Annotated in this window: 20 protein-coding genes and 1 tRNA gene; 16 read left to right on the forward strand and 5 right to left on the reverse strand. The window is 67.5% G+C overall.

The genetic code is table 11. The annotated features are described in order from the left end of the window. The first annotated feature begins 64 nt into the window (after nt 1-64). Nucleotides 65-865, forward strand: a complete 801-nt coding sequence (locus tag KF796_20485) for a helix-turn-helix domain-containing protein (protein ID MBX3589015.1) — start codon at nt 65-67, stop codon at nt 863-865. A gap of 6 nt (nt 866-871) precedes the next feature. Here KF796_20485 and KF796_20490 read toward each other — a convergent pair whose 3' ends face one another. Continuing rightward, nucleotides 872-1,093 (reverse strand): hypothetical protein, encoded by a 222-nt coding sequence (locus KF796_20490; protein ID MBX3589016.1) that lies wholly within the window; start codon nt 1,091-1,093, stop codon nt 872-874. A 115-nt stretch (nt 1,094-1,208) separates the two neighbouring features. On the opposite strand from KF796_20490, the gene KF796_20495 reads away from it, so the two are divergent. The 6 genes from KF796_20495 (at nt 1,209) to KF796_20520 (ending at nt 6,837) form a co-directional block, all read left to right on the forward strand. Next, complete coding sequence (locus KF796_20495; GenBank protein MBX3589017.1) at nt 1,209-1,643, forward strand: DUF1841 family protein; 435 nt, start codon at nt 1,209-1,211, stop codon at nt 1,641-1,643. Nucleotides 1,644-1,669: 26 nt separating this feature from the next. Continuing rightward, complete coding sequence (locus tag KF796_20500) at nt 1,670-2,338, forward strand: response regulator (GenBank protein MBX3589018.1); 669 nt, start codon at nt 1,670-1,672, stop codon at nt 2,336-2,338. Beyond that, nucleotides 2,335-3,750, forward strand: coding sequence for a sensor histidine kinase (locus tag KF796_20505; GenBank protein MBX3589019.1), 1,416 nt, complete (start codon nt 2,335-2,337; stop codon nt 3,748-3,750). Before KF796_20500 ends, KF796_20505 begins: the two co-directional genes overlap by 4 nt. A 125-nt stretch (nt 3,751-3,875) precedes the next feature. Then, nucleotides 3,876-4,856, forward strand: a complete 981-nt coding sequence (locus KF796_20510; GenBank protein MBX3589020.1) for a tripartite tricarboxylate transporter substrate binding protein — start codon at nt 3,876-3,878, stop codon at nt 4,854-4,856. A 23-nt stretch (nt 4,857-4,879) separates the two neighbouring features. Continuing rightward, entirely contained in the window at nt 4,880-5,326 is a 447-nt protein-coding gene (locus KF796_20515; protein MBX3589021.1) for a tripartite tricarboxylate transporter TctB family protein, read from the forward strand. Then, a complete protein-coding gene (locus KF796_20520) occupies nt 5,326-6,837 on the forward strand; it encodes a tripartite tricarboxylate transporter permease (protein MBX3589022.1) in 1,512 nt (503 codons plus the stop codon). Before KF796_20515 ends, KF796_20520 begins: the two co-directional genes overlap by 1 nt. A 57-nt stretch (nt 6,838-6,894) precedes the next feature. Here KF796_20520 and KF796_20525 read toward each other — a convergent pair whose 3' ends face one another. Beyond that, nucleotides 6,895-7,308: an MAPEG family protein gene (locus KF796_20525; GenBank protein MBX3589023.1), complete on the reverse strand. Its 414-nt coding sequence runs from the start codon at nt 7,306-7,308 to the stop codon at nt 6,895-6,897. Nucleotides 7,309-7,396: 88 nt separating this feature from the next. On the opposite strand from KF796_20525, the gene KF796_20530 reads away from it, so the two are divergent. Continuing rightward, the gene (locus KF796_20530) at nt 7,397-8,197 is read left to right on the forward strand and encodes a helix-turn-helix domain-containing protein (GenBank protein MBX3589024.1); all 801 of its coding nucleotides are present in this window, start codon (nt 7,397-7,399) and stop codon (nt 8,195-8,197) included. Nucleotides 8,198-8,279: 82 nt separating this feature from the next. Here the strand turns inward: KF796_20530 and KF796_20535 are convergent, their stop codons facing one another. Beyond that, the gene (locus KF796_20535; GenBank protein MBX3589025.1) at nt 8,280-8,945 is read right to left on the reverse strand and encodes a cytochrome c4; all 666 of its coding nucleotides are present in this window, start codon (nt 8,943-8,945) and stop codon (nt 8,280-8,282) included. An 88-nt stretch (nt 8,946-9,033) separates the two neighbouring features. Here KF796_20535 and KF796_20540 point away from each other — a divergent pair, with 88 nt between their 5' ends. From KF796_20540 to KF796_20575, 8 genes are all read left to right on the forward strand, one after another. Then, the gene (locus tag KF796_20540) at nt 9,034-9,876 is read left to right on the forward strand and encodes a MoxR family ATPase (protein MBX3589026.1); all 843 of its coding nucleotides are present in this window, start codon (nt 9,034-9,036) and stop codon (nt 9,874-9,876) included. Between the two features lie 16 nt (nt 9,877-9,892). Further along, a complete protein-coding gene (locus KF796_20545; GenBank protein ID MBX3589027.1) occupies nt 9,893-10,495 on the forward strand; it encodes a GNAT family N-acetyltransferase in 603 nt (200 codons plus the stop codon). A 10-nt stretch (nt 10,496-10,505) separates the two neighbouring features. Then, entirely contained in the window at nt 10,506-11,696 is a 1,191-nt protein-coding gene (locus KF796_20550) for a VWA domain-containing protein (protein ID MBX3589028.1), read from the forward strand. A 78-nt stretch (nt 11,697-11,774) separates the two neighbouring features. Beyond that, nucleotides 11,775-13,676 carry a BamA/TamA family outer membrane protein gene (locus KF796_20555; protein MBX3589029.1) on the forward strand — a complete coding sequence of 634 codons (1,902 nt, stop codon included), beginning with the start codon at nt 11,775-11,777 and terminating at the stop codon, nt 13,674-13,676. Next, the gene (locus KF796_20560; protein ID MBX3589030.1) at nt 13,676-17,536 is read left to right on the forward strand and encodes a translocation/assembly module TamB domain-containing protein; all 3,861 of its coding nucleotides are present in this window, start codon (nt 13,676-13,678) and stop codon (nt 17,534-17,536) included. Before KF796_20555 ends, KF796_20560 begins: the two co-directional genes overlap by 1 nt. Before the next feature lie 49 nt (nt 17,537-17,585). After that, nucleotides 17,586-17,660: transfer RNA gene (locus KF796_20565), tRNA-Arg, on the forward strand. Between the two features lie 171 nt (nt 17,661-17,831). Beyond that, nucleotides 17,832-18,107, forward strand: coding sequence for a ferrous iron transport protein A (locus KF796_20570; protein ID MBX3589031.1), 276 nt, complete (start codon nt 17,832-17,834; stop codon nt 18,105-18,107). Further along, nucleotides 18,104-18,715, forward strand: a complete 612-nt coding sequence (locus KF796_20575; GenBank protein ID MBX3589032.1) for a 50S ribosome-binding GTPase — start codon at nt 18,104-18,106, stop codon at nt 18,713-18,715. Before KF796_20570 ends, KF796_20575 begins: the two co-directional genes overlap by 4 nt. Nucleotides 18,716-18,840: 125 nt before the next feature. On the opposite strand, the gene KF796_20580 is transcribed toward KF796_20575, so the two are convergent. Next, entirely contained in the window at nt 18,841-19,221 is a 381-nt protein-coding gene (locus KF796_20580) for a hypothetical protein (protein MBX3589033.1), read from the reverse strand. Next, nucleotides 19,218-19,658, reverse strand: coding sequence for a regulatory protein GemA (locus tag KF796_20585; protein MBX3589034.1), 441 nt, complete (start codon nt 19,656-19,658; stop codon nt 19,218-19,220). The genes KF796_20580 and KF796_20585 overlap by 4 nt, the downstream gene beginning before the upstream one ends. Nucleotides 19,659-19,678: the final 20 nt, after the last annotated feature.

The following is a 19,678-nucleotide window of genomic DNA, read 5'->3' on the forward strand; positions in this document are numbered from 1 at the left end:
CTTCAAAAATGTTCGTATAAAGAACATTTGTTCGTATAATGGATTTTAAAGGAAGCCCCCGATCATGGCAAATGCCGCTCCGCGAACCGTTGACGCGCCCCGCCCCGGCGACAGCTACGTGCAGTCGTTCGCGCGCGGGCTGGAAGTGATCCGCTCCTTCAATGCCCAGGCCCCGCAGCAGACACTGAGCGAGGTGGCGCAGCGCAGCGGCCTCACGCGCGCGGGCGCGCGGCGCATCCTGCTCACGCTGCAGGCGCTGGGCTACGTGCAGACCGACGGCCGCCTGTACCGGCTGACGCCGCGCATCCTGGACCTGGGCTTTGCCTACCTCTCGTCCATGCCCATCTGGAACCTGGCCGAACCGGTCATGGAGTCCCTGGTGGCGCAGGTCAAGGAATCCTGCTCGGCTGCCGTGCTGGACGCGACCGACATTGTCTATGTGCTGCGCGTGCCCACGCACAAGATCATGAGCATCACGCTGGGCGTGGGTTCGCGCCTGCCGGCTTACTGCACGTCCATGGGCCGGGTGCTGCTGGCTGACCTGCCCGAGGACGACCTGGTGAAGCGGCTCAACGCCAGCGAGCGCAGCCAGCGCACCCGGCACACCCTCACCGACATTGACGCACTGGTGGCCAGGGTGGCCCAGGTGCGGCGCCAAGGCTGGTGCATCGTCAACCAGGAACTGGAGGAGGGGCTGATCTCGGTGGCCGTGCCCATCACCAACCGCGCGGGGCGCACCGTGGCGGCGCTGAACATCAGCGGCCAGGCCAACCGCACCAACGTGAAAACAGCGCAGGAGCAATTGCTGCCTGCGCTGCTGGCGAGTGCGCAGACCATTTCGGGCCTGCTGTCTCAGTCGGTGTGAGGCGCTTCAGTTCCTGCGGAAGCCAAGCACCAGCACCACGCCGCCCAGCACCATCGCGCCAATGCTCAGCCACTGCGGCACGTTGACGGATTCCTGCTCCTGCACCTTGAGCTTCACGGGGCCGATCTCGGCCTTGGTCGAGTCCTTGGTGAAGCTGAAGCCGCCGGTGAAAAAGCCCGCGAGGCCCAGGACGATCAGGACGATGCCGGTGATTCTTGCTGCGTTCATGCTGTTTCTCCTTGGTTGGAATGACCGCTATGGTGCGGCCCCAGCGTGTTTCAAATCGTAGGACGCCACCGCAAGCCCCTGTGCGTGGCAAGCTGATCTGCTACGCTTTGCGCCCATGTTCAGCCCCTCGCAAGCCGACGTCCGCCGCTTTTTCTGCGACGTCCATGCCAAGACCCGCGTCGGCGAGCCCATGGAAGCGCTGGAAACCCTGGCTGGCCAATGGGTGGCCGAGCACCCCGAATACCACGGCGACCTGGCCGACGTGGATGCCGCGCTTCAGCGCCAGTACGCGGGCGACGACGGCCGGACCAACCCCTTCCTGCACCTGTCGATGCACCTGTCGATCAGCGAGCAGTGCTCCATTGACCAGCCCCAGGGCATCCGCCAGGCGGTGGAACTGCTGGCCGCGCGCCGGGGCTCGCTGCACGACGCGCACCACGAAGCCATGGAATGCCTGGGCCAGATGCTCTGGGAAAGCCAGCGCGCGGGCCGCCCGCCCGACGGGCAGGCCTACATCGACTGTGTGCAGCGCCGGGCCACCAGGGATTGACACCTGGCCCGCCGGACGCCAGCCCCATGCGCATCCTCCTGGCCGAAGACGAACGCGAACTCGCGGCCTGGCTGGTGCGCGCCCTGCATCAAAGCGGATTCATCGTTGACTGGGTGGACGATGGGCGCATGGTCAGGCGCAGCCTCAAAAGCACCCGGTACGACGCCCTGATCCTCGACCTGGGCCTGCCCGGGCTGGGCGGCCACGACGTGCTGGACGACCTGCGCGACGCCGGTCACCGGCTTCCGGTGTTGATCCTCACGGCCCGGGATTCGCTGATGGAACGGGTCAGCACCCTGAACAGCGGTGCCGATGATTTTCTGGCCAAGCCCTTTGAACTGCCAGAACTGGAGGCGCGGCTGACGGCGCTGATTCGCCGCGCACGGGGCAGCGAGCACCCGCGTTTTGCCTGCGGCCCCCTGGTGTATGACACCACCGCCAGACAATTCACGCTGGACCATGAACCGCTGGCACTGACGCCACGCGAGCACGCCACCCTGAGGGCCCTGATCCAGTGCAGCGGGGAGCCGCTGTCCAAGCAGGAGATCCTCGATCGGGTCTTTTCCGACGAGCAGGACGTGAACCCGGAAGCGATCGAAGTGCTGGTCCACCGCCTGCGCAAACGCCTGGCGAACAGCCCCGTCCACATCACGACCCTGCGCGGGCTCGGCTACCTGCTGGAGTGCAAGCCATGACAGCCCAGGCCTGGCACTCGCTGAGCTTGCGGCGCACCCTGCTGCTGGTGCTGTTCCCCGGGCTGTTGCTGCTGGTGGGGGTGGAACTGGCCCTGACCTGGCGCACGGCAGTCGACGCCGCCAACTCAGCCTATGACCGCTCGCTGCTGGGTGCGATCAAGGCCATGGATGCCCGCATTTCCACCGACAGCGGCGGGCTTGGGGTCGAGTTGCCCTACCGCATGCTGGAGTTTTTTGAGCTGACGGCCAGCGGGCGGGTCTATTACCGCGTGGCCTCCGAGGACGGCCTGGTTGAAATTGGCACCCCGGGCCTGCCCCTGCCGCCCCATGCCCTGGTGACAGGACAGCCCCAGTTCCGCGACGCCACCTATTTTGATGAGCCGGTGCGCGTGGGCTCCTACGCCCGCCTGCTGGACCGACCGGTGGCGGGCCAGCGCAAGGCCCAGCGCGTGGTCATCCAGGTGGCGGAAACACTGGAGTCGCGCCAGGCTTTCACGCGCACCTTGCTGATCGATTCGGTGGCGCGCGATCTCCTGCTGGTGCTGGCGGCCACCGGGCTGCTGGTCCTTGCCGTCGCCTGGGCGCTTCGTCCGCTGACCCGGCTCCGCGCGGAAGTGCAGGCACGTTCGGCGCTGGACATGACGCCCATTTCATCGACCGGCATTCCGGCCGACGTGCAGCCCCTGGTGGAGGCCATCAACCACCACGTGGAGCGCAACCGTCAGCAGGCCGAGGCCCGCCGCCGCTTCATTGACGACGCATCGCACCAGCTGCGCACGCCGCTCACCACGCTGGCCACGCAGGTCGGCTTTGCCTTGCGCGAAACGGATGCCCAGCAGCAACGCCAGGCGCTGGCCGCCATCAAAGCCCAGCTCGACGAGACCGTCAGGCAAACCAACCAGATGCTGGCACTGGCCAAGGCGGACAGCGCCGACATCCAGCACGAGCCCGTTGACCTGAACCCCCTGGCGCGCGACGTGGCGCGGCATTGGTGGGGCGACGCACGCGAACGGGGCATTGATCTGGGCCTGGAACCCGCCGGGCAAGCCGTCTGGGTACTGGCCCAGCCCGCGCTTTTGCGGGAGGCGCTTTCCAACCTGCTGCACAACGCCATTCGCTACGCGCCTTCAGGCAGCGAAGTTACCGTGAAGGTGCTCGCCCATGAAGACCAAAGCCTGGTCTCGGTGCTTGACGACGGCCCGGGCATGCCCGCCGAGGACATTGCCCGGGCGGGAGAGCGTTTTTTCCGTGGGGCCAACGCCCGGCTTCCGGGAACAGGACTGGGGCTGGCCATTGTCAAATCGATTGTTGAACGCCACGGCGGGCGCTTGCTGCTGGAGGCCGGCCCCGGCGGGCGCGGCCTGTGCGCATCCCTGTGCCTGCCGACGGCAAAAGCGCCCTCCAAAGCCTAGGGTTAGCCCTTAGGTTTGACGATTTTGAGTGAAAGGCAGTTGAAAGTCGTCGCTCGATACAGTGCCTCCACCCCCCCAACCCGCCTGGGTTGCCGGGTCTGACCACCCTTCAAGGAGACACACCGATGAACAGCAGGCTTTCCCTCATTTCCCTGGCCCTGTGCTGCGCCGCCACCGCTGCGGCCGCAGGCCCGCTCGACAAGACCGAGTGCATTGCCCCGGCCAAGCCGGGCGGAGGCTTCGACCTCACCTGCAAACTGGCCCAGTCGGCCCTGATGGACGGCAAGTTCATCAGCGATCCCATGCGCATCTCGTACATGCCAGGCGGCATTGGCGCGGTGGCTTACAACGCCATCATTGCGCAGCGGCCCGCTGAGGCCAACACCCTGGTGGCGTTCTCTGGCGGCTCGCTGCTGAATCTGGCCCAGGGCAAGTTTGGCCGCTACAACGAAAACGACGTGCGCTGGCTGGCGGCCGTGGGCAGCGATTTTGGCGCCGTCATCGTGGCCCAGAATTCCCCATTCAAGTCGCTCAAGGACCTGATCGCCGCGGTCAAGGCAGACCCCACCAAGGTGGTGTTCGGCGCCGGCGGGACCGTGGGCAGCCAGGACTGGATGAAAGCCGCGCTGACGGCACGCGCCGCGGGCCTGAATCCCAAGTCCATGCGCTTTGTTGCCTTCGAGGGCGGGGGCGAAGCGCTCACGGCACTGCAGGGTGGCCACGTGCAGGTCTATTCAGGCGACGCTTCCGAGGCCGAGGAGCAGATCAAGGCCGGCGCCAAGATCCGCGTGCTCGCCGTGATGGCCGACAAGCGCCTGGAAGGCAGCCTGGCCAGCGTGCCCACCGCCCGGGAGCAGGGCATGGATGTGGAGTGGCCCATCATCCGGGGCTTCTATGTAGGGCCCAAGGTCAGTGACGCGGACTACAAGGTCTGGGTGGAGACCTTCAACAAGATGATGGCCACGCCGGCCTACAACAAGCTGCGCGCCGAGCGCGGCCTGTTCCAGTACGCCAAAACCGGGGCCGAGCTCGACACCTACATCAAGCAACGCGTGGCCTTCTATCGCACGCTGGCCGCCGATTTCGGCCTGAACGTGGCCAAGTAGCCGTCAGCCAACGGAGACAAACCATGAGTGACCGCCTTCTTGGCGCGGTGTGTGTGGCGCTGGGCGCGGGCATGGCCTGGGCCGCGCAGGCCTACACCGCGCCCATCTCCTACGAGCCCGTGGGGCCCCGGGCATTTCCGCTGTTGTTGGCAGGCCTGATGGCCGCTGCGGGCGCCTGGCTGGTCATCAAGCCCGGCCCCGGGGAACTGCGGGCCCGCTTGCCCCAGTTGAAGCCGCTCGCGCTGGCGGTCGCCGCGGTGTTCGTCTACGCCGGCCTGTTCGAGGCGCTGGGCTTCCCCCTGGCAACGACGCTGATGGCCTTGCCGGTGGGCATGGCCTTTGGGGGCAGCTGGAAGCAGGCCCTGGCTGGGGGCATCGGCCTCGGGCTCGTGCTGTACCTGCTGTTTGACAAGGCGCTGGACGTGGTGCTGCCCACCGGCGTTCTGTCCATTCTTCTGGGAGGGCGTTGATGGAAACCCTGCAATACCTGCTCTCCGGTTTTGGCGTGGCGCTCACCCCCACCAATCTGGCGGTGGCCGCGCTGGGCGCGTTCATCGGCACCATCGTGGGCATGCTGCCTGGCCTGGGGCCCATCAACGGCGTGGCCATTCTGATGCCCCTGGCCTTCGCGCTCAAACTCCCCCCTGAAACCGCCCTGATCCTGCTCGCCGCCGTCTACATGGGTTGCGAATACGGGGGCCGCATTTCCTCCATCCTGCTGAACGTGCCGGGCGACGCCGGGGCAATCATGACTGCGATGGATGGTTACCCCATGGCCAGAAAGGGACTGGGCGGGGTCGCCCTGTCGATTTCGGCCTGGTCCTCCTTCATCGGTTCGCTGGTGGCGACCATGGGCATTGTGCTGTTTGCCCCCCTGCTGGCGCGCTGGGCCCTGGCCTTCGGACCGGCTGAGTATTTCGCGCTCATGTGCTTTGCCTTCGCCTGCATCACCGGCCTGATGGGTGACGCGCCGATGAAGGCTGCGCTGGCGGCCATCATCGGCCTGTCGCTGTCCACGGTGGGCCTGGACTCGAACTCAGGTGTCTACCGGTTCACCGGCGGCGATGTCCACCTGTCGGACGGCATCCAGTTCATCGTGGTGGTGATTGGCGTTTTCTCCATCAGCGAGATCCTCCTGATGCTGGAGCAGCACCACAGCAGCGAGGGCCTGATCAAGGTGTCGGGCCGCTCGCTGTTCAACCTCAAGGAGCTGTCGCTGACCTGGTGGGGCACCGTGCGGTCCAGCATCGTGGGCTTTGTGGTGGGGGTTTTGCCCGGTGCCGGCGCCACCATCGCCAGCGCCATGACCTATGCCATGGAAAAGCGCATTGCAGCGGATGACGGCCATTTTGGCGAGGGTGACATCCGTGGCGTCTCCGCGCCTGAGGCGGCCAACAATGCGTCGGCGGCGGGCTCGTTTGTGCCCATGCTGACGCTGGGCGTCCCGGGCTCGGGAACCACGGCCGTCATGGTCGGCGCGCTGTCCCTGTACAACATCACGCCCGGTCCGGCGCTGTTCTCGCAGAACCCCACGCTGGTATGGGGCCTGATTGCGTCGCTGTTTGTGGCCAACGTGATGCTGCTGTTCATCAACATCCCCATGGTGGGCGTGTTCACCCGCGTGCTGCGGTTGCCCAACTGGGCCCTGGTGCCGGGCATTCTGGCCGTCAGCGCGGTGGGGGTGTATTCGGTCCACGCCACCACTTTTGACCTGATGCTGATGGCGGTGTTTGGCACCGTGGGTTTTCTGCTGCGCAAGCAGGGCGTGCCCATGGCCCCGCTGATCCTCGGCTTTGTGCTGGGCGACATGATGGAGCAGAACCTGCGGCGCGCCCTTTCGATCACCAATGGCGAGCTCGGCATCCTGGTGGAAAGCCCGATTTCGATCGGGCTCTGGGCTGGCGCCGCGGCCATGGTCACGATCCCGCCGCTGCTGCGATGGCTCGCGCGTCGCCGCAAGACGCTCGTGCCCGCGCATTGACGGGCTCGGCGCTGGGGGCCAAGGCCAGAAGGCCTGGCACCACCGGGCCTTGCGCGGCTACGCAAGCCCCAGCAAGGCCGCCCCGAGCGCAAGCTGGCAACCCACGCCCGCGAGGAAAGCGATGGTCCTCGGCACGATCGGCAGCCCGCACAGGCTGATGGCGTAGTGCGCCAGGCGGGCCACAAAGTACACCTGACAGGCCAAGACGGTGGCGGTGCTTGAAAGCCCCCCCGCGTGCACCGCCAGCGCCAGGGGCGCGAACACCACCAGGTTTTCCACGGCATTGGCGTGGGCCCGCTGGGCGCGATCCGCCCAGGCCGCGCGCGGCGGCGGGTCCGGCGCAGGGAACCAGTCCCAGCCGGGCGGCCCGAGTTCCCGAAAGCGGTTGATAACATAGGGCACCCAGAGCAGACCGGTCGTCACGCAGGTGGCGGCCAGCCACAGCAATTCGGCAGAAACAGCAGATTTCATCCAGCACCTTCAGGTCGTTGAGAAGCCTGCACGATAGGCACGGGCCGCCGCGCGAGCAGGTCTGCGCCGGAACAGGAAATGGACTCTCATGGAAACAACCCTGTCCGCGTCGCCTCCGTCGCTCTTGCGCGGCCAGCGTCCGCAACTGCTGGCGGTGCAGGCGCCCGCGCTCGATCTGCGGGCAGGCCCCGACCCCACCGGGGGCCGGCCTTTCAAACTGCTGTGGCAGGTCCGGGGCCGACTGGACGTTCAGCAGCAGGGGCGGCTGGCCAGGCTCGATGCAGGCCAGTTCACGCTGCTGGACGGTGCCCAGGCCTTCCACCTGCGGGCAGGCGCGCCGGGCGCCCAGTTGGTCGTGGCCTTGCCGCGCCAGCGCGTGCTGGACCGCCACGCGGGGATTCACCGCCAGACGGCCCGCGTCCAGGGCAGCGGCCCTGACGAAGCGCTGCTGGCCGATTTCCTGCAGGCACTGGCCGCGCGTTCGGGCGCGCTGTCCGATACCGCCGTGGCCCACGCCGCAGGCGCCGTGCTGGCGTTGCTGGGTGGGTTGGCCCAGCGTGCGCCGCAAGACGCCCGCGCGCAATTGCGGGCACGGGCATTGGCCCTGCTGGAACTGGACATCGCCAGCGCGAGTGCCGCCTCGCTCGCCGCTCATCTTCGTGTGAGCCGTCGCCATCTGGACGGAGCCTTCGCGTCCACCGGCAAGACCCTGGGCCAGCATTTGTGGGACCGCCGGCTGGCCCTGGCGGCGGAACAATTGCGCGACGCCCCCAGGCGGCCAGTGACCCAGATCGCCCACGGCCTGGGGTTCAAGGACAGCTCGCATTTTTCGCGGATGTTTCGCCAGCGCTTCGGGTTGCCGCCCTCGCGCTGGCGCAGCCTGCCCTGAGGCCCAGCCAGCGAATTTGTGCGCCGCCATGAAAAAAGCCCCGCTGAGCGGGGCTTTTTGCGGAGATGAACTGCGCCGCAGTTCAGCGAAACTTGCTCTCGGGCACGGTCTTCAGATCGCCTTCGAGAGAGCCCACATACTTGGCGAGTGCCTTGAGTTCGGCATTGCTGAACTGCTTGGCAATGCCCGCCATCACGCCATTGGACCGGCCGACGTTGGCATTGTTCTCGGTCTTGTAGGCCTTGAGGGCCACATAGAGGTAGTCGGCATTCTGGCCCGCGATCTTGGGGTAGGAAGGATCGATGGGCTTGGCGAAATTGGCGCCGTGGCAGGAGACGCAGGCCGCCTTCTTGAGCAGCGCGTCAACTTCGGCGCTGGGCTGCACCGATGCCGTGGCCGGCAACGTGGCACCTTCGACCACGCCGTGCTGGCTGTAGAAGGCGGCCACATCGGCCATGTCCTGATCGCTCAGCGAGTCGGCAATGCCGCGCATGGTGGGGTGCTTGCGCTCGCCCTTCTTGTAGGCATTGAGCGCCGAAATGATGTATTTCGCGCCCTGGCCGGAGATCTTCGGCACCTTGTAGACCTCGGGAAAACTGGCCTGGTAGCCAATAATGCCGTGGCAGCCGATGCACATGTCAATCTTTTTCTCGCCAGCTTTCGCATCGCCCTTGATGTCCTGGGCATGGGAAACGGCCGTCACGCAAGCGACAGCAAGGGCAAATACCGTGGTCAACAACTTGTTCATTTTGCGCGCACAATCCCGTGAGAGTTCACACTTGTAATCAACCTTTGATTATATCCGGCACAACCCTAACCCCCCAACGCACCCGCTCATGAAGTTCCAAGGCTCCCAGAACTACGTCGCCACGCAGGATTTGATGCTTGCCGTGAATGCCGCCATCACACTCAAGCGCCCGCTGCTGGTCAAGGGCGAACCCGGCACCGGCAAAACCATGCTGGCCGAGGAAGTGGCCCAGGCCCTGGACATGCCACTGCTGCAGTGGCACATCAAGTCCACCACCAAGGCCCAGCAGGGCCTGTACGAGTACGACGCGGTCAGCCGGCTGCGCGACTCCCAGTTGGGCGAGGAGCGGGTCAAGGACATCCACAACTACATCGTCAAGGGTGTGCTGTGGCAGGCCTTCACGGCCGACAAGCCCGTGGCACTGCTGATCGACGAGATCGACAAGGCCGACATCGAGTTTCCGAACGACCTGCTGCGCGAGCTCGACCGCATGGAGTTCTACTGCTACGAGACCCGGGAGCTGATCCGCGCCACCCACCGGCCGCTGGTGTTCATCACCTCCAACAACGAGAAGGAACTGCCTGACGCGTTCCTGCGCCGCTGCTTCTTCCACTACATCAAGTTCCCCGACGCCGCCACGATGCAGCAGATCGTGGACGTGCATTTCCCCGGCCTGAAGAAAGAGCTGCTCACGGCCGCGATGAAGACCTTCTACGACGTGCGCAACCTGCCCGGCCTGAAGAAGAAACCCAGCACCAGCGAATTGCTGGACTGGCTCAAGCTGCTGGTGGCCGAGGACATTCCGCTCGAAGCCCTGCAGAGCAAGGAAGACAAGGTCGCCGTGCCGCCACTGGTGGGCGCCCTGCTCAAGAACGAACAGGACGTGACCCTGTTCGAGAAACTGGTGTTCATGCAGCGGCACAACCGCTGAGCACCGGGGAGTCGCGATGGCTGACGCATTTGTTCAACCCGTCGAGCTGCAGGACCGTGGCGTGCGGCTGGTGCCGCTGGGCCTGGAGCATGAAGAGGGCCTGCGCGCCGCCGCGGCCGATGGTGAACTCTGGACGCTGCGCATCACCTCGGTGCCCGAGCCCGGCCAGACCCGCAAGTACATCGAGGATGCGCTGAAAATGCGCGCCGAAGGCCATCGCTTTGCCTTTGCCGTGACCGACGCGGCCACGGGCACCGTGCTGGGCAGCACCAGCTTCCACGACATCCTGCCCGCGGTGAAGCGCGTGGAAATTGGCTACACCTGGTACGCCAAACGCTGCCAGCGCACCCACATCAACACCACCTGCAAGCTGCTCATGATGCGCCATGCCTTCGACACCCTGGGTTGCCATGTGGTGGGCTGGCGCACCGACAATTTCAACTTTGCCTCGCAGGCCGCCATCGAGCGGCTGGGCGCGCGCAAGGACGGCGTGATCCGCGGCCACGCCCTGCGCCGCGACGGCACCATCCGTGACACCGTGATGTACAGCCTGCGATCCGGCGAGTGGCCCGAAGTGCGTGCCCAACTGCTGTATCTGCTGGACAAGCCGCGGCCCTGAGGAGACGCCCATGCTGATCGACTTCTTCTACACCCTGCGCAGCGCCAAGCTGCCCGTGTCCGTCAAGGAATACCTGACGCTGATGGAGGCGCTCAAGGAGGGCGTGGTGGGCCCCAACAGCGACGACGGCTACAAGATCGACGACTTCTACTACCTGAGCCGCACCGCGCTGGTCAAGGACGAGAAGCACTACGACAAGTTTGACCGTGCCTTTGCCGCCTATTTCAAGGGTGTCGAGATGGTGGCCGACTTCACCAAGGACGTTCCCCTGGAGTGGCTGCGCAAGAACCTCGAGCTGGAACTCAGCCCCGAGGAAAAGGCCAAGATCGAGGCCATGGGCTGGGATGAGCTCATGGAGACGCTCAAGAAGCGTTTTGAAGAGCAGAAGGAGCGCCACGAAGGCGGCAGCAAGATGATTGGCACGGGCGGCACCAGCCCCTTCGGCGCCAACGGCTTCAACCCCCAGGGCATCCGCATCGGCCAGGAAAAAAGCCGCAACAGGAGCGCGGTCAAGGTCTGGGACCAGCGGGCCTACAAGGACTACGACGACCAGCAGGAACTGGGCACGCGCAACATCAAGATCGCCCTGCGCCGCCTGCGCAAGTTCGCGCGCGAGGGCCATGAAGACGAGCTGGACCTGGACGACACCATCCGCAGCACGGCCGCCAATGCCGGCTGGCTCGACATCAAGATGCGGCCCGAGCGGCACAACAACGTCAAGGTACTGCTGCTCATGGACGTGGGCGGCACCATGGACGAGCACATCCACCGCGTGGAAGAAATGTTCTCGGCCACCAAGACCGAGTTCAAGCACATGGAGTTTTATTACTTCCACAACTGCGTCTACGACTTCATGTGGAAGAACAACCGCCGCCGCTTCAGCGAGAAGTTTGCCACCTGGGACATCATCCGCAAGTACAACAAGGACTACAAGCTGATCTTCATCGGCGATGCGACCATGAGCCCTTACGAAATATTGCAACCGGGCGGCAGCGTCGAGTACAACAATGAGGAAGCGGGCGCCGAATGGCTGCAGCGCCTCACCCATGCCTTCCCCAAGTTCGCGTGGATCAACCCCGAGCCACGGGGCGTCTGGCAGTACCGCCAGAGCATCAGCGTGATCCAGCAACTCATGAGCCACCGCATGTACCCCCTGACCATCAAGGGGCTTGAGGAAGCCATGCGCCTGCTTTCCAAGTAAGGTAGGCGGGTGCCCCGCCTTCCTGCCTTTTGCTCTCCCCTGCCTGTCCTGCCCGCCTGGTTGCGGCCTGTCATCCTGATGGGCATGCTGGCGGGCTTTTGGGCGCTCCCCGCGGGCGCCCAGTCCGCCGTCACCGCCACCGTCACGCTGACCCCGGCGTCCGGCGCCACGCAGACGGCGCCCCCTCCCGAGCCACCGCCACCCGCAGTCAAAGCGCCGGACACGCCAGGTGGCTCCGTGGGGCCGACCCAGGCCGATCCCGAAGTCACGGCTTTTGACATCGAGGTGCGGGCGCCGGAACCCGTCCGCGGGATGCTGGAGAAGCACATGGAGCTGCGCCGCTACCGTGCAGTGACCGACCTGGACCAGGCCGAACTCGCGCGCCTTGTGGCACTGGCCCGGCAGGACGTGCGCAACCTGGTGGGCACGCTGGGTTATTTCAGCCCCACCATCGACATCGTCCGCGAAGCCGGCGCCGGAGGCCGACCGCGCATCGTGGTGACCGTGGCGACCGGTCCCGTCACGCAAATTGACAGCGTCAACATCGCCTTCAGCGGTGACATTGCCGAATCGGCGGACGCCGATGCGCAGCGCCAGCAGGCGGAGATCCGGCGCGACTGGCGCTTGCCCGCCGGCCGGCCCTTCACGCAGGACGCCTGGGACGCCGCCAAGTCGCAGGCCCTGCGCCAGCTGGTCGCGCGCCGGTACCCGGCCGGTCAGGTCTCCTACAGCCTGGCCGACGTGAACGCGCCAGCCAACCGGGTCAGCCTGGGCCTGCAACTCGATTCGGGGCCGCTGTTCCGGCTCGGGCCCATGAACGTGTCGGGCATGGAGCGCTACGACCCGCGGCTGGTGCCGCGCCTGGCGCGCCTGCCCGCAGGCACGGTGTATGACCAGCAGCAGTTGGTGGATGCCCAGCAGCGCCTGTCGGCCAGCGGTTACTTTGACTCGGTCTATTTCTATGTGGACCCGCAAAGCGATCCGGCGGCTGCCCCTGTGCAGGTACAGGTGCGCGAAGCGCCGCTGCAAAAAGTGGTGTTCGGCATCGGCGCAGCCACCGACACCGGGCCCCGCGCCTCGGTCGAATACACCCACCACCGAGTGCCCGGCGTGGGCTGGCGGGCCGTGACCAAGCTGCAGGTCGAGCGCCAGTCCCCCTCGCTGCAAAGCGAGTGGACCGCCATCCCCGACGAAGATGGCTGGCGCTGGGGCGTTCTGGGCCGGGTGGACCGCGTGGACGATGGCGCGCTCGTGACCTACGGGCAAAAGCTGCGTGTGGGCCGCTCCGAGGCGGGTGAACACATCGACCGCAACATCTACGTGCAGTACGACCGTGCCAACGTGAAGCAGGATGGCGCGCTCGCCCTGACCGATGCCAGCACGGGGGACGGCTCCGCATTGAGCGCCAACTACGTCTGGACTGGCCGCTACTTTGACAGCCTGCCCTTCCCCTCGCGCGGCTATGGCCTGGGGTTCGAAGCCGGTGGCGGCATCACCCTCGGCGCCCAGCGCAAGCCTTACCTGCGCGGCGTGGCCCGCTGGCTCGGCATCCAGCCTTTGGGAACCGGGCGCCTCGCCTTGCGCGCCGAAGCCGGCGGTGTGGCGGTGGCGGCCGATGCCCAGGTGCCCTCGTCCCAGCTGTTCCGCACGGGCGGCGACACCACCGTGCGCGGCTATGGGTACCGCGACATTGGCGTCACGCTGCCGGGCGGCGTGATCGGCCCCGGCCGCTACATGACGGCGGGCAGCGTGGAATGGCAGCGTCCGATCGTGCGCAATGGCGTGCGGACCGAGTGGGAAAGCACGCTGTTCATCGACACCGGCGCGGTGGCCGACAAGGCACAGGACCTCCATGCGGTGTTTGGCGTGGGCGTCGGCGCGCGCTGGCGCAGCCCCATCGGCCCGCTGCAGATTGACCTCGCCTACGGCGTGCAGCCGCGGCGTTTCCGCTTGCACCTGAACGTAGGGTTCACTTTCTGATGACGCAGCCGGTGTACAGCGACGTTCACGACGCGCCGCCGGTGCGCCGGCGCCACCGCGCCCTGGTCTGGCTCAGGGCCGGCTTGCGGCTGCTGGCCCTGCTGCTGGCCCTGGCCGCCATGGCGGTCGCCGTCCTCTGGTGGTGGGCCGGCACCGAAGGCTCGCTGGCCACCGCGACGCGATGGCTGCAACGCACGCAGCCACTGACGGTGCAGGACGTCAGTGGCTCGCTGCGCGCGGGCGGGCGCATCGGGCATCTCAACTGGCAGCGGGATGGACTGACCGTGAACGTGGACGCGCTGGCGCTGGCCTGGCAACCGCTGGCCCTGCTCTCGGGCACCCTGCAGCTTGACCGCCTGTCCGCCGCGGCGGTGCGGGTCAACGACCGGCGCCCCCCCGCGCCGCAGGCCCTCTCAACACCACCCAAGGCACTGGGTCTTCCGTTGCGTGTGACGCTGGCGAACCTGGACATCGCGCGCATCGAGCTGGCGGGGCCGGTCGCCCTTGAGGCCCGATCCCTGGCGGGCCGCTACACCTTTGACGGCCTGGACCACCAGATCGTGCTGCGCCAGTTGCAGGCCGCGGGCGGCCAGTACCACGGCCAGGCCCGCCTGCAGGCATCTGGCCCCATGCAACTGGACGCGCGCCTGTCGGGTGCGGTGGTGTCCCGCGTGCCCAACGCCGCGGCCACGCTGCCCCTGTCGTTCCAGGCCACGTTGGCCGGGCCGCTGGCCGATCTGCGCCTGCAGGCCCTGGTGCAGGCGGACACCGCCGCGCCGCGTCAGTCGTTGCCCCACGCCACGGCGACAGCCCGCATCACGGCCTGGGCGGCGCAGCCCCTGCAGCAAGCCGAGGCGGGCTTCCGGGCTCTGGACCTTGGCGCCCTGTGGCCCCAGGCACCCCAGACCGAGCTGACGGGCCATCTCAGCGTGCAGCCCGATCCAGCCGCCAGCAACACCTGGCGGGTGCAGGCCACGGCCGACAACGCCATGGCAGGCCGCTGGGACCAGCAGCGCCTGCCACTGGAGCAGGTGGTGCTGGAAGGTGAATGGCGCGATGGCGCCTCGCTCGTCAAAAGCCTCACGGCACGCCTGGCCCGCGGGCAATTGCAGGCCAGCGGACGCTGGGCCCCTGCTGGCGCCGCGCAACCGGCCTGGCAGCTCGATGCCCAACTGCGAGGGGTGGACCCCACGCAGTTGCACAGTGCGCTGGCCTGCCCCGTGATCAATGGCAAGGCTCACCTTGAAGGCCTTGGCGCGGCGATCGGCTTCGACGCGGCCCTGCGCGCGGCTCAGGCCGGCTCGCGCGGCCAGGCGAATGCCACCGGACTGGACCTGCGCAGCGCCACGGCACGCGGCCGCTGGGAAGCCGGCCAGCTCTCGCTGCCCCGGCTGGAAGTGCGCACGCGCGAGGCCACACTCGACGCCACGCTGGACCTGCGGCCGGCCGCGCGCGCCGGCAGTGGCACCGCGACGCTGGCCGCACCGGGCCTGCAGGCCCATGTCCATGGCGCACTGTCTGAGCGGGCCGGACGCGGAACCCTGAACGTGCGCGCCGCCGATACCGCGCGCACCCTGCGGTGGCTGCGGCAAATTCCCGGCTGGCCCACCGGCCTGCGCGACGCGCGGGCCGAGGGCAGCGGCACGCTGGACGCCACATGGCAAGGCGGCTGGGGCCACCCCACGCTGGACGCCAAGCTGAGCGTGCCGCGCCTGGTGTGGCACGGTGATTCGGCTGTGCCCCCCTGGACCGCCACGGCGCTACAGGCCACCGTGGCCGGCCCCATCGAGCGGCTTGAAGCCACCGTGAGCGGGCGGGTCGAAGCCGGCAAGCGCCGCTTCAGCCTGCAGGCCGCCGCCGAAGGTGGTCAGCGGGCTGCCACGTCAACCGCGCCGCGCGTGACCCTGCCGCTCTGGCAGGCGCGCGTGACCCGGCTCATGGCCACGGCGCAGGACCCGGCCCTGGGCAGCGGCGAATGGCGGGTTGCGCTTGACGCCCCGGCGGCGCTGCGATGGGCGCCAGGCGCATCGTTCGACCTGGGGGCGGGCACCGCCACGCTCACCGCGCCTTCGGGCACCGGAGCGGCCAGCGCATCGCCGGCGGGTGAGCCCACACGCGTGGCCTGGCAACCAGCGCAATGGAAGCCGGGTGGGCTCACCACGGCCGGACGCATCACCGGCCTGCCCATGGCCTGGATCGATCTGGTGGGCGGCGCGCAGATGGCGGGCGCGGGCCTCATGGGTGACCTGGTCCTCGATGGCGAATGGGATGCCTCGCTGACCGCAACGCCACGGATTCACGCTGCCCTGAAGCGGCGCAGCGGCGATGTCAGCGTGCGGGCCGAATCGGCGCAGGGCGCCCCCACGCGCGTTCCGGCGGGCGTGCGCGAAGCGCAGGTCACGCTCGACAACCAGGGCGACGAGGTCCGCCTCGCGCTGCGCTGGGACAGCGAACGCGCCGGCACGGCCCAGGGTACTCTGGTGACGCGGCTGGCCCGCCAGGCCGATGGCTGGCAGTGGCCCGCCGCGGCCCCGTTGACTGGGCAGCTCAAGGCACGGCTGCCCCGCATCGGGGTCTGGTCGGTGCTGGCGCCGCCGGGCTGGCGCCTGCGCGGATCGGTGGATGCGAACCTCAACATCGGCGGCGCCCGCGCCGCGCCGCGGCTCGAAGGCACGCTGCAGGCGGACGACCTGGCGCTGCGCTCCGTGGTGGATGGCATCGAGTTCCGCGATGGCCGGATGCGGCTGCGACTGGATGGCGACCGCCTGCTGATCGATGAGTTCATGCTGCGCGGCGTGGGCGACCAGGCATCCGGCGGAACGCTGACGGCCCGGGGCGAGGCCGGCTGGAACAACGGGCAGCCCCAGGTGCAACTCAGTGCCAGGCTCGAGCGGCTGCGCGCCAGCATCCGCACCGACCGGCGCATCACCCTGTCGGGGCAATTGCAGGGCCGCTGGAGTCAGGCCGAGATCGGCCTGCAAGGCGCGCTGCATGTGGACGAGGCCAGCATCCTGCTGCCCGATGAAGACACACCACGGCTGGGCGACGACGTGCTGGTCCGCAACACGCAGACCGCGGCGCTGGGCCCCAAGGCCCCGGGCAAGGCCGCGGCGCCGCAGGGCGCCGGCAATGAGCCCCATCGCACCGTAACCCTGGCCGTCGAGCTGGACCTGGGAGACAACCTGCGCGTGCAGGGCCACGGGCTGGACACCCGCTTGCGCGGCACGCTGCAGATTGGCGGCGACTCGCTGGCCGCGCCCCGCCTCACCGGCACTGTGAACACCTTTGGCGGCCGCTACCGGGCCTATGGCCAGCAACTCAATGTGGAGCAGGGTGTGCTGCGCTTCACCGGCGCGCCGGCCAATCCGTCGCTGGACATCCTGGCAATCCGCCCGAGCATGACGCAGCGCGTGGGCGTGCAGATCACCGGCAGCGCGCTGCTGCCGCGGGTGCGCCTGTACGCCCAGCCCGACATGCCGGACGCGGAAAAACTGTCATGGCTGGTGCTGGGCCGCTCCTCGGCCAGTGGTGGCGCCGAGGCTGCCCTGCTCCAGCAGGCCGCGCTGGCGCTGCTGGGCAGCCGGGGCGGCGCGATGTCGGGCGGGCTGGCAGGCTCGCTGGGGCTCGATGAACTCTCGTTCCGCGGTGCCGCCTCACAGGAAGACGGCAGCACCAGCCAGGGCGTGGTCACGCTGGGCAAGCGCTTTGCCAGCAACTTCTACGTCGCCTATGAGCGCAGCCTGGCCAGCGCCATGGGTACGTTCTTCGTGTTTTACGACCTCACCAAACACCTGACCGTGCGCGGCCAGGCCGGCGGCCAAAGCGCGGTGGACCTGATCTACACCCTGCAGTACGACTGAGCCACCCCCGCCCGAACACCCCCCGGTGCCGCCCTACAATGAGCACCTTGCCGCCGTAGTTCAATGGATAGAACGAGCGCCTCCTAAGCGCTAGATATGGGTTCGATTCCCGTCGGGGGCGCCATCCCGCACGGCCGCAGCACCCTGTGCCGGCCCGCCCCGCCAGCGCCTCGTTGCGCGCAGGCCCCGGTGAACGCCTCCACCCCGCCGCCATTCGCAAACCCCCACGGCAGACCCAGATTCTGATGTCGTTATGATTGCGTATTGTTCTCATTTGCATTCGCCTCCAAATTCCATGATCCGCGCTGACCGCCTTCCAGCCCCGACCACCCTGGACCTGGTCGAGCTGAACGCGCCCTGCGTCGTCGCCGGTGTGCACGTTGGCAACGGGCCGGCCGAGTGGCTGCGCTGGCTGGAAGACATCGGCTTTGTGCCCGGGGAACAGGTGATGGTGGCCCGCCGGGCCCTGATGGGCGGTGACCCGCTGGTGGTTCGCGTGGGGCAATCCACCTTTGCCTTGCGCCGCGCCGAGGCCGCCTGCATCCAGGTCGAGAGGCCCGCGGCCGCATGAGCCCGTCGATCATTCATGTCCATCCGGCCGGCCGGCTGGCGGCGCTGGTCGGCAACCCGAACTGCGGCAAGACCGCGCTCTTCAACCTGCTGACGGGCAGCCGCCAGAAGGTGGCGAACTACGCGGGGGTCACCGTGGAGCGCAAGGAAGGCCGGATGGCCCTGCCCACCGGCAAAACCCTGCGCGTGCTCGACCTGCCGGGCACCTACAGCCTGCACCCGCGCTCACCCGACGAGAAAGTCACCTGCAATGTGCTGCGCGGCATTGCGGCCGGCGAGAAGCGACCGGACCTCGTGGTCTGCGTGGTCGACGCCACCAACCTGCGGCGCGGCCTGCGCCTGGTGCTGGGCGTCCAGCGGCTGGGCATTCCCTGTGTCGTGGCCCTCAACATGGCCGACATGGCCACGCGCCGGGGCATCCACATTGATGCCCCGGCGTTGTCGCGGGAGCTGGGCCTGCCCGTGGTGACCACGGTCGCCGTGGACGACGATGGCGCGAAGGCCCTGCGCGAACTGCTGGCTTCGCCGGACCTGGCCCAGACCATTGGCGATACACCCATGACCCTGCCCTCGGTGACCGGTATTGAGAAAACCCACAGGGGGAAATGAGAAAAACGGCCGGAAGATGTCGGAAGAGGCCGGAAAAAAACGGACCCCGCTTAAATGGACTTTAGCAGGGGGAAAGAAAATCGGGCCCCCGAAATGCGTCGCTACCGACGCATTTGCCCTGCTGCCTACTCATCCATGCCCGGCAGCACGCCCTGCCGCTCGGCGGTCAGCCTGGCCTTGACCTTGGCCACGATCTGGTAAATGCGGATGTGGGTCACCCCGAATTCCTCGACCAGCTCAGGCATGTTGCGGCCGTTGTAGCGCTCGAAAATCTCCAGATCGCGCTTCGTAAGGGTGAACTCTACATCCTTGGGCACATACATGAACAAGCCGCCGTGGCCGGCGCAAATGTCGTGCGCGCAGTCCCTGGCGATTTCCTCGGCCTGGACGGGCAAGACGCCGACGTCGGCCATCAGCCGGCGCTTGATGATCTCGGTGGCGCTGGCCACAAACGCCCGAACGCGGGTGCGGTTCTTGGCCTTGATCAGCTTGCGGCTCTTGCTCATTCGACGCGCCCCAGCCAGCGCTTCAGGCGCTCGATGACCAGGTCCTGCTGGGCCGTATTCAGCCACTCCAGGCGGTCTACGCCAGTCTGGGCCTTGATGAAGGCCAGCAATGCCGGCATGCGCCGATCTCGAACCTCCCTGGCGTCGGCCAGCTGCTGCCACAGCGAGAACATGAGGCGTTCCCGCGGCTCCAGTTTCCTCGCCTTGGCGCGGGCGCCGGCTTTCGTGGCCGAGAAGCCCATGCGCTTGAGGTAGTCCAGCACTTTCTGCCGGCCCGCGTGATCCAGCTCAGCGGCCGACCGAACCCGGGCCTGTGTCCAGAGCATCGCCCGATAGTCGTCGTCACTGGCGAACTTTCCAGAGTCCAAAAACTGCTTTTTGGCGACGTGAATCTGTGCCAGTTCACGGTTGCGGTGATCTCGCGCGAGTTTGCTCATCTGCGCCCCTTTCGTGCTCG

This window comes from Ramlibacter sp. (assembly GCA_019635435.1).
In the GTDB taxonomy this organism is placed as follows: domain Bacteria; phylum Pseudomonadota; class Gammaproteobacteria; order Burkholderiales; family Burkholderiaceae_C; genus JAHBZM01.